This is a genomic window from Paenibacillus sp. HGF5 (assembly GCF_000204455.1).
Taxonomy (GTDB): domain Bacteria; phylum Bacillota; class Bacilli; order Paenibacillales; family Paenibacillaceae; genus Paenibacillus_AQ; species Paenibacillus_AQ lautus_A.
On the sequence record NZ_AEXS01000118.1, the window covers coordinates 24,101 to 36,254 of the forward strand.

Consider the following 12,154-nt stretch of genomic DNA (forward strand, 5'->3'; position numbering starts at 1 on the left):
GTCAGTCGACCTTCTTGGCATAAGCGGTGGATTCGCGGAGGATGAAGTCGCCGGCCAGCAGTATTTTTTCCAGCGGGCTGTCCGGCTGCTCCACCCGTCTCGCCAGCATCTCCACCGCCCTGCGTCCGAACGCCTCCTTGTTGACGTGGATGGTGCTCAGTGACGGAGCCGCATAAGCGGCATCCTCAATATTGTCAAAGCCGGTAACCGAGCAGTCTGCCGGCACCTTGGCGCCCAGCTTGCCGAGCACCGTCATGATACAGATGGCAATGGAGTCGTTCGCGCACACAAAGGCGGTTGGCAGTTCCTCCATCCGGCTTAGTATCGTCTCGAGCGACTCCGTCATCTCGGAGCGGTTATCTCCTTCGAAGCTGAGGAGCTCCTCGTTCTGATCCAGCGGGATCCCCTGCTCGCCGAGGACGGAACGATAGCCTTGATAACGATCGGCGAAGCTGCGCGAGAACCGGACGTTCCCCACGAACTGAAGCCTTCGATGCCCGCACCCGATCAAATAATTGGTCACCCGTCTCATGCACTCCACATTGTTCATGAACAGGGCATCCGACGGTATCAGCGGATCCTCATGATCGATCAAGACGAAGGGAATATCCAGGCTGCGGATTTCGAGCAGCAGCTGCGAGGAGATAAATCCGACGCCGATGATGCCTCTCACCCCGCTCGGGTTAATCAAATTCGCGAAGCTGTCCTTGAACTGATCGGTCACGATGACCATCCCCGTGTCCCTTGCCTCAAGCTCATTCGTGATGCCGTCGATAATCCGTCCCCAATACAGGGAATCCCGCGTTTGGTAGCGGACATTCGGCACGAGCACGATGACAGTCTCCTTGGCGGCTTGGCTGCCGTCGGCGTTGGCTTCGTTCTTCTTGCCTCCGGCCTTCGGCGACTTGTTGGCAAAATAACCGAGCTGGGTCGCGACGTTCACAATTTTCTCCCGGGTCTCGAGACTGACGCCGGATTTACCTGAAAGCGCTTTAGAAACAGCGAACTTCGAAAGGCCGAGATGATCGGCAATTTGCTGCATCGTGACTTTCCCTGCCATAACCTGTACACATCCTTTAAGGTAATCGATAAGTTATTAGTTAATTGTTATCATAACATTTCATTTATTAGGTAAACAATTAAAACTTTTGAATGCAGCGACGGCGTAGACAAAAGCCCGTTCCAACCAGGAACGGGCCACTTTACGATTTAAGCATATGAACGTTTCATTAAGCCTTTCGTTACTCCATTAGCACGCTAACCGTTCAGCCCCGTTAACGGTCCTATCCCCTTGCTGCTGCAGCGGTTTCGCCAATCACTTGCCTTAGTACAGGCTCAAGCCGGTCCGCCATCAGCTTGAAGCCGAGGTCCGTCGGATGAACCCCGTCAACGGTCGTTTCCCCGGGATCGTCGCCTAACCAATCCGATCCGTCCACAAACGTTAGGTTATGGTCTCCAGCCTCAGTCAGTTCCCGAACGAGCTCCATCTGAAACTTTTTCCGTTCAAGCCGTCCTTCGCGAAACTCCGGCATGAACGACTCGGCTCCATGAGGGATGCGGGATACCAGGATGATGGGAACCTCGGGATGGAACCTCCGGTAGGTCTCGATATACCGCGGCAAGGTCTGACGATAAGCTTCGGTCCCTCCGCAATTCGCCTCATAATCAATCACGAGACAGGCCGGCTCCGAGATTTGGGCGGCCAGTTCGGCAAGCTCCGGCTCTCCCTTGCCGTTCCCCGAGAAGCCCAGGTTGACAAACTCCAGATGGAGCCTGCGGCTTAAGATATTCGTGTACGACATGCCGGGCCGCGACGCGCATCCGCCTTGCGTGATGGAGGTTCCGTATATCACCACTCTCGCGCTGGAATCATAGGGCTCCGGCGCAAGGACCTCGGCTCCCGGCTCCATTCCGATCCATATCTCCTCAACGCCCTGGTATAAGGGCATGTTGAGCAGGAACGAGCGTGCTTTGCGGTCTTCGACAGTGAAAAGGCTGCTCTCATACTCTGCCTGACCTGGCTGGAAACGGGCGGTTCCTGCATGTTTCCACTCGCCCGGGCCGCCGATATACGCATCCACTCCGCACTCCCCGGTGGGGGGCATATGGTACATGCCGGAGCCTGCCGTCAGCCGCACGCGGACGGATACGTTCCGCGAATCCGTTCGGAAGCGGATTTGACCGCCCGATGTGCAGTTCGCAAGCGTATCCACCTCCGGTCGGACGGGGACCTCAGGTACGGCGGGCAGCCTGCGATAGATACGCTCGGTGTCGAACCAGGCAAAGCCGGATACTCGGAATGGCTCTTCCAATGGGGAATACCATAACAATTCGTCCGCTTCGGCGTGATCGATCTTCATGTTCTGATCCAATAGAAATGGAGACAGCTTCTCAGGTTCAGGGCTATTGTTCTGCACAATGTATCGCCTCCCTATGTAAGCTCGAATTGAAGTACATTGCCTTAGAACGGCTTATCTGTCCCATGCGGTGGCAACCTCTTCCTTCAGTTCCTTCAGCAGCTCTTCCTTGTCATCCCGGTAAAACATGTTATAGGTGTCGAACGGGATCATCCGCCCGTCGGGATGCACGATATGCACGCAGGATTTCTTGACGGACCGGACATCGAAGTTATGGGCATCCAGGAACTGCATGATAATGACCCGGAAGACGTTGTCGTACGTAATCTGCTCCGGCACGGCGGCCAGCGGCAGGCAGCAGAGCAGGCTCTTCAGGGAAAGCGCCGAGGATTGCGGCGAGTGGCCCGTCGACAGCAGCTCAAACATTTTGCCCCGGATGACCGGGTCCTGTTCGAATACAATCGTGTTGCTGTCGCCTTCAAGCAGGATTTCCGGGTCGATCATCCGCGTCAGCGGGAGCACTTCCCCGCCCAGCTTCAACGCATAACCCATGGCGAGGCAATCCGGGTGGCAGGGCACCGGCAGAATGTCCGCGTCCGTAAACACTTCGGACTGGTCGATGATCATCCGCCGGACTTCGCTTACGGTCAGCCGATCGGTTGCCGGATCATACCCCTCCAGCCGTCCCGCCGCCTGAATCGGCTGAATGGTGACGCCGCGGACCGCCTTTTGCTGAAGCCCATACTGAATGATGTCGCCGATTTCGCCGTCATTGAGCCCTTTCTTCAGCGTGACGACCAGCGTCGTGGAGATGTTGAATTCATTCAGGTGCTCGATGGCCTGCCGGCGGATGCGCCGCAGGTCCGCCCCTCTCAGCTCCTTCAGCACATGTTCCTCAAAGCTGTCGAACTGCAGGTAAATCTCGAAGCCGGGCATATACTCGGCCAGCCTCCGCGCAAAATCGCGGTCCTGGGCGATGCGGATGCCGTTCGTGTTCACCATGATATGCTTGATGGGACGGCTTTTGCACATATCCAGGATGTCGAAGAAATCCGGGTGCGTCGTCGGCTCGCCGCCGCTGATCTGCACGATGTCGGGCTCCCCCTCGTTCTCCACGATACGGTCGAGCATGAATTCGATCTGTGCCAGCGACCGGTAGGAGGTGCGGTGCGGCGACGATTCGGCGAAGCAAATCGGGCACTGCAGATTGCAGTGATCCGTAATCTCCAGCAGCGTGAGGCAGCTGTGCTGCTCATGGTCCGGACACAGTCCGCAGTCGTAAGGGCAGCCGTAACGGATCGGCGTATTCCAGACGAGCGGCATTTCGGACGGCTTGATGAACTTTCGGGTCTGATGGTAATACTCGGCCTCGGTTGCGATCAGCACTTTTTCCAGACCGTGCACGAGGCATCTTTTGAGCATATACACCATGCCGTTCTCCTCGATGATCTTGGCTTCCACTTTGCGATAACAGGTCGTGCATATGCTGTTCGTCAGTTCATGGTACAGATAAGGCCGGTTTTTTGGCATAATCAAAACTCCTTTGGTCAGCTTGGAAGACGGGAACCCGGCGTGAAGCGGCGAATCCGGTTTCTGCCGCCGATCAGCCATGCGTAATAGATGAGGCCCGCGATGCAGGCCAGCTGGATATTGTTCAATCCCAGGTAAGGATGCGGCGTCGGCTTGATCCATTCGATCGCCAGGCGGAACAGCAGATACCCGGCCATGAACCATTGGAACATCCGCCCGGACACATAGCCCTCGCGAGTCGATCTGCCGCGGCTTTGGCGGTATAGCGGCATCAGCAGCAGGGCCAGCACGATCAGGAAGAGGATCTCATACAGCTGAGTCGGGTGGCGATAGATCCCGTCGCCGAAATCCACGCCCGTGAACCAGTTTGTCGGCGTGCCATAGGTGTGGTCGTCGAGGCCGGTCAGAAAACAGCCGATTCGCCCAAGGCCCAGGCCCAGCATCAGCGGGTACACAAAATCATCGCCCGTGGAATGCTTCCAGCCCACCCAGCGTTTTGTCAGCTCAACGCCGATCAATCCGCCGAGAAGACCGCCGACAATCGTCTTGCCACCCCAGAGGAGATGGAATTGGCGCAGCTGTTCCCAAGTGGCCGCCGGATCCTCAAACCAGTACAGCAGCTTGGCCCCAATGGCAGCCCCGGCGATGATGCCGGCCAGCAGCTGCAGGCTCATCAGCTTTGTCATGCCGCTCGGCCGGCGGGTCCATAAATACACCCGAAAGCCGATAAAGTAGGCCAGCGATTCAAATAACACATGCGGATGAATCCGCCAGGAGCCCAGGTACAAATAAACAGGAAATTCCATCCGCCCACTCCTTGAATGAAAACTTGAGTTGAAAATAAGACCTTGTTCGAGTTCGAAACGCGTTCTTTAATAGGAAAACAGGATCGTTCCGCAAATCGCGAGCAGCAGCAGCGTAAGCCCGCCCAAAATGGCTAGTATGGAGACGATCACGGTCACCCATATGTTCCTGGACCGTCCGGGCATGCCGGGAGCAGGGGGCATTTCGCCGCAGCGGTAGCGGCAGCGGCCCGTCTCCGGATTATGGCATTCGTCGCACACCGGCTTCCCGCAGCGCGTGCACTGCGCGGCGGCTGCCCTTTCGGGATGGTTCATGCAGCGGTAAAATTCCATCGAATCACCTCATTTGGCATTTAACCCTTATATTGCCTATTGTAAACGCTAACGGAGAATTAGACCACCACCTGCAAAACGACAGATTGTCCTGGAGTAAATATTCATTAGACGTCATAAGATGCCGCCGTTTCCAATCGGAATCGCGGAAATAAAAAAAGGCAAGCCCTCTGACTCATTAAAAGCCAGCGCTTGCCTTTCCATTCTTGTGGTTCGATGGGTCAGCTCGTGGGTGCATCCTGCCAAACATTAAACTTGTTGCCGTCGGGATCCTTGAATTTGAACTGCAATCCGCAGGAGCCGTGATCTACCAGCGGCTCGACCTGTGCTCCATTTTCCCGCAGCCGCTTATGCAGCTCCGTGATATTCTCGACTTCAAAGGTTAACGAGAACATTTCATAATTCTCCCCTTCCCATTGGTTGGTTATGAAGTTGGCTGTTCGGTTATCCAGTGTTTCCAGCAGGAATAACCACTGTCCGTCCCCTAAGATCAAGATGGCGCCTGTATCGTCGCATTTTCTCACAGTAAGGCCAAATAGCTCCGAGTACCATTTTACCGACAGCGGAAGATTCCTTACCGGGAGATAATTGCAATGAACCTTCTTTAGCAACGGCTTGTTCAAGGATTGGAGCTTGGGTGCTTCGTTTAATGGGTTGTCTATCGTCATTCGATTCACCTCTTGTTCAATGTGGTTTCAATATATAGACGATGGAACCGGACCGATTCCGTCACGGAGAGCCATTTTATTATCAATTCGGTTCAATTGCATGATACTTATTGCCGTCGGGATCATAGAATACCAGCAATTTGCCGAATAAAGCATCTTCCCGGATCGGCTCCATTCCAATCCCCTGTTGATGCAGCCGCTGCTCTAACTCCCCAACGCTCGCTACTTCGAACGTGAGTACAGGCATGCTCGCCGGGGCGTGGCGCTGACACTCGAGCAAATACAATTCCTGTCCGGATTCCAGCACCGGATTGCCGTGCCTGCTGGTTCCCAGATGAAAATGCAGGATAAACCAGGCGGTGGCCTGCCCCTTATCCGTGACTGGAATATAGAAATGACCGGCTCGCTTAAGGACATGTTCCGAGACCTGCTGCTCGAAATCCCTCCCCAAACGATGAGTAAGGAAATAATGCTCGAAGTCACGGGCAAGATGCTGTTTCAAAACTTCTCTGGCACGTCGTATTCGGCTTTCAACCGCAGATACCGACATGTTAAGGAACTGTCCGATCTCTTTCATGGACCACTCGCTTAAGTAGTGCAGCACGACAACGGATTTACTCTTCTCCTCCAATCCCTGCAAGGCTTCCCAGACGGAATCATGGATCACATATTGTTCCAGCCATGGCGTGATATTGTCCGCTGCTGGAGTCGTTTCGTGCAGGGGGAGAGCCTGCTTGCTTCGTTTGGCAAAATCGAGGCTGGTCCGGCGCGTTATCGCATACAGCCAGCTGCCCAGCTTCGCTGGGTCGTTCAGCGTATGCAGGTTGCGATAGCACTTCAGAAATGCTTCCTGCACCGCATCCTGTGCCTCGTGGAAATCCCCCAGCACGCTGTACGCAACGGATAACAGGGCGTTGGAATACTCGTTGACGATCATCCGGCAGGCATCAAAATCCCCCGCTTTGGCATCCTCGATCCGTTGATGGGATAGCGGCGAATGTTCTTTCATTAGGACAGATCCTCCCACCGTGCCCACATCTTCTGCGGATTGAGCTCATACACCCCATTGTCCCGGAACATGAAGTGATGCATGATAAACTCCCTCCGGATCGTCGCAAAGTCTTCATGATATTCCTTGATAAACTCGTTCATTTCCTTCTCGCTGTACTTCCGTCCCTTCTCCAACCGGGATACCATATGCGTAAGCACGATGAGCTTCTTCTTCAGCTGGGCAGGGATGATCTTCAGCTTCCCTTCGGAGGTGAAGAAGTTCTTGATTACGGAATCCCTCATCCGCTGCTCCTCTTCCTGCAAGCTTTCCGTTACGCCCCCGGGCCGGACTCTTTGGTAAATCAGATTCTCCGTCGCTGTCGCACTGTTCTTAATAAAGTAATCGTTCAGCGAAAAAAAGATCGTGTTCTTGTCCCTGCGTTCGTTGATGAGGCTCGCTTCCCGCAGCTTCGCCGCGTGGTGCGTAATCGTAGCCGGCGTGACGCCAATCTTCTCGGCCAGAAGCTGGCCGTTCATTTCGCCTTCCGCAAGCAGGATGAGCATCTTGATTCGGGTCGGGTCTGCGAGCGCCTTGTGATAACTGACCACCTTATCCAATTGCACGGGTTTAGCTCAACTCCTTATATAAATTTAACATCCATCTAATTTATAGTTTGTTAAATCAGATGTTAAACCATCCGGATTACAAAGTAAACCTCCTCATGGAGAATGAAGGCCATGGCACCATAAAAAACCCGCCCTTCTTCATGAAGGAACGGGTTTTCCGGATGTTGCGGCTACACGTACGAAACACGATTGCTCTGTTGCTGTTGACCTGGATATCAGCTAAACCGCTTCTTACACTACCGCTGCGTCCACTCTGGACTGATCGGCATTCTGGCATCGTTTGCATACCTTCAGTGCCGTGCCGTCCGATTTGTTGGCGACGTAGAGAAGTTTGATGCGCGACGTGCTGCATACCGGGCATGTGCCGCGGCCGCGCGATGGCATGTTCCATAGTGCGCGGCCCCGTTTTGTTTTGGCCATGGTTCATATCCCCTTTATTTCATAATCTCCAATGGTATTTCGAACCCATGCACGCCGCTTGCCTCCGCCGCGATTATTCTTTGTTATGCGAAGCTCAATCCTTAGGATGGACAAGCCGGATATCCGTGCAACTCCATTATAGGTGACGGGCCATCGCCAAATATAGGGAATAAATGCTTATGAAGTCTTTTTTACATACGCCTTCTTTCGTGGCTACGAATTCCATATCCGCTGAATCTCCGGTACATCTGAACGGAAGCTGAGCTTATACACGTCGGGATTGGAGAAAGCCTCCCACTCGTTGAAGCCGATCTGATTATCGTAATGCTTCAGCAGAAGCGAGATCAGATTGCCATGGGATACGATAACGGCATTCCGGCTTGAACTCTGCAGGACATCATGAACTACGCTTACCGCACGATGCATGGCTGTACAGCTTGATTCTCCGCCTTCAAAGCACAAGTCCAGATCCTCATAGGTTCTGCGCAGCATCTCCCGCCATTCAGGAGCATTTTGGCCCGACAGTATTCGCTCGGTCAACCTCTCATCCAGCACAACGGCCACTCCTATGCGATCAGCCAAAGGTGTAATGGTGTCGTGAGCTCTGCGATAAGAACTTGAAACAATACGGTCAATCCCTTTGTCGTGCAGAAATTCAGCAAGTTCAAGCGATTGCTGAACCCCCTGCTCGGTTAACGGAGCATCCGCCGCTTGTCCCTCCGCTTGGCAATGGCGTACGATGTATATTTTTTTCATAGGATCGGCACCTCCCTATAATCCAATATTGCGCTTGAGCCCTTGATAGCTTCCTGACTCCGGAAATCCGCGCTGAGCGATCGTCATAAACTTCTCGGAAAACCCGTGGTTTGCTAAATCTGCGATCGGGACCATGACCACATCGCCGATAGGATTGAGATCGAACTCATTCGTCGGGAGGCGGATTTCCCCCTCCAAGCGTTCCAGCAAAAACGTAATATGCAAGAGGGATGGCGATGAATCCGGCTTATCGCATAAATACAGAAGCTTCGTCACTTTTGTAACAAGCCCGGTCTCCTCTTCCATTTCCCGAATCATGGCTTCCTCCAGCGTTTCCCCTTGCTCTACCCTTCCTCCCGGAAGAGACCAGCCGCGTTCTGACGAAACGCTCTGTTTGACCAGCAGAATCCGTTCGTCTTCGATCAAAATTCCGGTAACTCGAACCTGCAATAGGCTGCTCATACCCTTCCCCCGTTTGTTAGGATTTTTCTTTTCGAAAACCATGCTTATTTGAGCTTCCTTCGCGCCTCCTCCGCCCGCTGCACGCTCTCCATCGTCCACGGCGGTGTCTGGGGATGATCCCTAATTTCCGACAGCGTCATCCACTGCACCGAATCGACCTCGTCCGGGCTTTTGCAATACGGCGTTCCTCCATCATACTCGCACAAGAACACCATATTGATGACGGGACGTCCATCGCCCGTGACAAATGAAGAGCTGTAAACCTCTTCAATCTTACTTTATATGATCATACCATTGACTCTCACCTTACAGGAGACCTCAAAATAGGTTCCAGCATTGATTCTGTAAGGAGGAATAATATCATGCCCAGCTCTATCCGCCTGCTTCGCAACGGCTTTGTCCGAGCCGTCTTCATGTCGAATCTATTCTCACAGCTCGGAATATGGATTCGGAATGTTGCCGTTTTGCTGTATGTCATGGACATGACGAGCGGGGATGCCTTTGCCGTCTCCATGATTTCCGTTGCTGAATATGGGCCGATCTTTCTGTTTTCGTTCATTGGGGGTGTATTCGCCGACCGTTGGCGCCCCAAAGCAACCATCGTCTGGTGCGAGATGCTTAGTGCCTGCTCTGTCTTTCTCGTATTTCTGATGCTCGAGTCCGGCTCATGGGGTGCCGTATTCTTCGCGACCTTATGCTCTTCCGTCCTGTCGCAATTCGCGCAGCCTGCCGGCATGAAGTTATTCAAAATCCATGTCAAGGATGAGGACGCGTCGATCGGAATGTCCTTGCTGCAAACCCTGTTTTCCATCTTCATGGTGATCGGTCCGGTTCTGGGCACATGGGTGTTTCAACAGTGGGGAGCTTTGACTTCTCTCTTGTTAACCGGCATCTCTTTCATGTTATCTGCCCTGGCCATGCTGTTTGTACCCAAAGACCCGAAGGCAGCTACGGATACAACAGCGCCAGCCCCTTCCATTCTTGGCGATATGGCGGATGGCATTCGTTATGTCTCGTTCAAAAGAGACCTGCTGCGGCTAAGCCTCTGCTTCCTGGTTGTGGGCCTCGGGGTGGGATTAATTTCCCCGCTCGCCATATTTCTGGTGACCGAACGCCTAGGCATGTCCGCACAGGACTTGCCATGGATCACTATCCCTTACGGAGTAGGCGAAATACTGGGTGGAATCGTCACATTTGCGCTCGCATCCCGAATAGCTCCCGTTCGGCTGCTCATGATGGGGCTGATCGTGAACGGCGCAGGCATTCTCATGCTGGGCCTGTCAACGGCCCTCTGGCTGACCATGCTCTCGCAATTCATCATTGCGCTCCTTCAACCGGCGATTTTTATCGGGAACCACACTTTGGTGATGCAGCAAACGGAACAAGCCTACATCGGACGGGTCACCGGGATCCGCACCCCGCTTATGACCGGGGCGATGCTGATCACGATGGGATGCTCGGGTGCAATGAAAAATGCGCTCTCTCTCACCTACGTTTATGGATTGGCCGGCATATGCTTCCTATTTGGATTCTTGATGATTCTCCCGCTCCTTCGTCATCGGAATCACTCGATGTCCGGACGTGGCGAAGCCACCGAAACTTAAAGCACGGTCACGACTAAAAAACCGAGCGAAACGATGGTCCCACCGCGTCTCGCTCGGTTCATTTGTTATTCAGCCTGAAGGGGCCTTAATCCTCGTCGTCTTCTTCCTCCACCTTCAAGATCCTTCCCGATTTGGCGAGGACCTCCACTTCGAACAGCCTGTTGTCGGAAGTCATAATAAAAATTTCATAGACCAGCACGCCATGCTCCAGCTCCATATCGACATGAACGATTTGGCCCGGCACGCGGGCCAGCGCAATTTCTTGGGCCTGCTGCATGGAAATTCTCTGCCTGGTTACCCGCCCCGGTACGTGATAGTAATTGCCGTACATCGGAAATATCCCCTTTCAAATGAAAAGTCAGCTCATGTACCATATGAAGGGGTCCCAGGGTTGGTGCGATTCACCTTGGCCGCCTCTTCATTTTTGCATCATCAAGGATTTCCTGAGATAAGATTTTTTTGCCTTATTGATTCATCTCATATCTTCGTTATGGTACAGTACATCAAGATGGATGCAGGCTGAAATCCGAAGGAGGGACTTATGAGCTATCACGGATCCGATTTTTACGACAACGACAAGAATTTCGAGAAATACATGGAACGGCGGCAGTGGCAGGAGAATGCCAACGATACGTTGGAGAAGCCCGTCATCCGGCAGCTGCTGGGGGATATCGCGGGCCTTCATGTATTGGACCTGGGGTGCGGGGATGCCGGCTTCGGCGTGGAACTGCTTCAACAAGGGTGTGCCTCCTATACCGGAATCGAGGGCTCCCGCAACATGGTGGAAGCCGCTTCGAGCAGCCTGGCCGATTACAAGAGCGGAACCGTTCTGCACATGCAGATGGAGGATTATGCGTATCCGAGCGATACCTATGATGCGGTGCTCTCCAGTCTCGCCCTTCATTATCTGCAGGATATCGGGGATATCTTTCGAAGCGTTCACCAGAGCTTGAAGCCTGGCGGAAGGTTCGTCTTTTCCGTCGAGCATCCCGTCATTACCTCCACGCTGCAGCCGTCCGGCACCAGAACGAATTGGGTGGTGGACAACTACTTCATCCAAGGCTACCGGGAGCAGCAATGGCTCGGCGGCACCGTTCATAAGTACCATCGAACCGTCGAGGATTACTTCCGGGCGATGCAGGAAGCCGGCTTTATCGTGGAGCACTTAAGGGAGTCCCATCCTGTGCGAGCGTATTTTGCAAACGAGGAAACCTATGAGCGCCGGCGCAGAATTCCGTTGTTTCTGTTTCTTGCGGGGAGAAGGAGCGAATAGCTCACATGCGGCATCAAAAAAAAGCACCCTTCCACTTTGGTCAAGACCCCATTTAGTAGACATTTAAAAAAACACCTAGGCTGCAAACTGGCGTCGGTACTCTACCGGCGTCAGTTTCTTTAGTTTCCGCTGTGGTCGCTCTCGGTTATAAAACCGTATGTATTTCTCAATTCGCCTTTGTGCCTCCGTCAAATTTCGGATATCATAGGGATAGAGTCCTTCCGTTTTGAGATGCGAGAAGAAGCTCTCCATGGAGGCGTTGTCTAGGCAATTGCCCCGGCGAGACATGCTGATTTGGGCGCCAACCTTTGGCAGCATGTCGTGGTAAGCA

16 protein-coding genes are annotated in these 12,154 nt (G+C 53.5%); 2 read left to right on the top strand and 14 right to left on the bottom strand.

Annotation, left to right across the window (positions count from 1 at the left end):
• Position 1: 1 nt before the first annotated feature.
• From HMPREF9412_RS18330 to HMPREF9412_RS18385, 12 genes are all read right to left on the bottom strand, one after another.
• Entirely contained in the window at positions 2-1,060 is a 1,059-nt protein-coding gene (locus HMPREF9412_RS18330; protein ID WP_009593171.1) for a LacI family DNA-binding transcriptional regulator, read from the bottom strand.
• Between the two features lie 223 nt (positions 1,061-1,283).
• Positions 1,284-2,417: an SGNH/GDSL hydrolase family protein gene (locus HMPREF9412_RS18335; protein ID WP_009593176.1), complete on the bottom strand. Its 1,134-nt coding sequence runs from the start codon at positions 2,415-2,417 to the stop codon at positions 1,284-1,286.
• A gap of 54 nt (positions 2,418-2,471) precedes the next feature.
• Positions 2,472-3,887 carry a radical SAM protein gene (locus tag HMPREF9412_RS18340; protein WP_009593157.1) on the bottom strand — a complete coding sequence of 472 codons (1,416 nt, stop codon included), beginning with the start codon at positions 3,885-3,887 and terminating at the stop codon, positions 2,472-2,474.
• A gap of 17 nt (positions 3,888-3,904) precedes the next feature.
• Positions 3,905-4,693: a prolipoprotein diacylglyceryl transferase family protein gene (locus HMPREF9412_RS18345; RefSeq protein ID WP_009593155.1), complete on the bottom strand. Its 789-nt coding sequence runs from the start codon at positions 4,691-4,693 to the stop codon at positions 3,905-3,907.
• Positions 4,694-4,759: 66 nt separating this feature from the next.
• The gene (locus HMPREF9412_RS18350) at positions 4,760-5,023 is read right to left on the bottom strand and encodes a hypothetical protein (protein ID WP_009593178.1); all 264 of its coding nucleotides are present in this window, start codon (positions 5,021-5,023) and stop codon (positions 4,760-4,762) included.
• 221 nt (positions 5,024-5,244) lie between these two features.
• Positions 5,245-5,691 carry a VOC family protein gene (locus HMPREF9412_RS18355; protein ID WP_009593156.1) on the bottom strand — a complete coding sequence of 149 codons (447 nt, stop codon included), beginning with the start codon at positions 5,689-5,691 and terminating at the stop codon, positions 5,245-5,247.
• 82 nt (positions 5,692-5,773) lie between these two features.
• Complete coding sequence (locus tag HMPREF9412_RS18360) at positions 5,774-6,700, bottom strand: sigma-70 family RNA polymerase sigma factor (protein WP_009593168.1); 927 nt, start codon at positions 6,698-6,700, stop codon at positions 5,774-5,776.
• The gene (locus tag HMPREF9412_RS18365; protein ID WP_009593154.1) at positions 6,700-7,305 is read right to left on the bottom strand and encodes a DUF2087 domain-containing protein; all 606 of its coding nucleotides are present in this window, start codon (positions 7,303-7,305) and stop codon (positions 6,700-6,702) included. Before HMPREF9412_RS18365 ends, HMPREF9412_RS18360 begins: the two co-directional genes overlap by 1 nt.
• A 234-nt stretch (positions 7,306-7,539) precedes the next feature.
• Positions 7,540-7,728: a hypothetical protein gene (locus HMPREF9412_RS18370; protein WP_009593181.1), complete on the bottom strand. Its 189-nt coding sequence runs from the start codon at positions 7,726-7,728 to the stop codon at positions 7,540-7,542.
• 213 nt (positions 7,729-7,941) lie between these two features.
• On the bottom strand, positions 7,942-8,484 hold the full coding sequence (locus tag HMPREF9412_RS18375) for a histidine phosphatase family protein (protein WP_009593159.1): 543 nt from the start codon (positions 8,482-8,484) through the stop codon (positions 7,942-7,944).
• Positions 8,485-8,499: 15 nt separating this feature from the next.
• Positions 8,500-8,946 (bottom strand): NUDIX hydrolase, encoded by a 447-nt coding sequence (locus tag HMPREF9412_RS18380; protein ID WP_036672687.1) that lies wholly within the window; start codon positions 8,944-8,946, stop codon positions 8,500-8,502.
• A gap of 44 nt (positions 8,947-8,990) precedes the next feature.
• The gene (locus HMPREF9412_RS18385) at positions 8,991-9,152 is read right to left on the bottom strand and encodes a hypothetical protein (protein ID WP_175320779.1); all 162 of its coding nucleotides are present in this window, start codon (positions 9,150-9,152) and stop codon (positions 8,991-8,993) included.
• A 156-nt stretch (positions 9,153-9,308) separates the two neighbouring features.
• On the opposite strand from HMPREF9412_RS18385, the gene HMPREF9412_RS18390 reads away from it, so the two are divergent.
• Positions 9,309-10,550 carry an MFS transporter gene (locus tag HMPREF9412_RS18390; protein ID WP_009593164.1) on the top strand — a complete coding sequence of 414 codons (1,242 nt, stop codon included), beginning with the start codon at positions 9,309-9,311 and terminating at the stop codon, positions 10,548-10,550.
• An 85-nt stretch (positions 10,551-10,635) separates the two neighbouring features.
• Here the strand turns inward: HMPREF9412_RS18390 and HMPREF9412_RS18395 are convergent, their stop codons facing one another.
• Positions 10,636-10,881 carry a PepSY domain-containing protein gene (locus HMPREF9412_RS18395; RefSeq protein WP_009593165.1) on the bottom strand — a complete coding sequence of 82 codons (246 nt, stop codon included), beginning with the start codon at positions 10,879-10,881 and terminating at the stop codon, positions 10,636-10,638.
• 210 nt (positions 10,882-11,091) lie between these two features.
• Between HMPREF9412_RS18395 and HMPREF9412_RS18400 the strand changes: the two genes are divergently transcribed.
• Positions 11,092-11,823 (top strand): class I SAM-dependent DNA methyltransferase, encoded by a 732-nt coding sequence (locus tag HMPREF9412_RS18400; protein ID WP_009593166.1) that lies wholly within the window; start codon positions 11,092-11,094, stop codon positions 11,821-11,823.
• Between the two features lie 75 nt (positions 11,824-11,898).
• On the opposite strand, the gene HMPREF9412_RS18405 is transcribed toward HMPREF9412_RS18400, so the two are convergent.
• Positions 11,899-12,154 (bottom strand): IS3 family transposase (locus HMPREF9412_RS18405; RefSeq protein ID WP_009593182.1); only part of this gene is annotated, 256 nt, incomplete at its 5' end.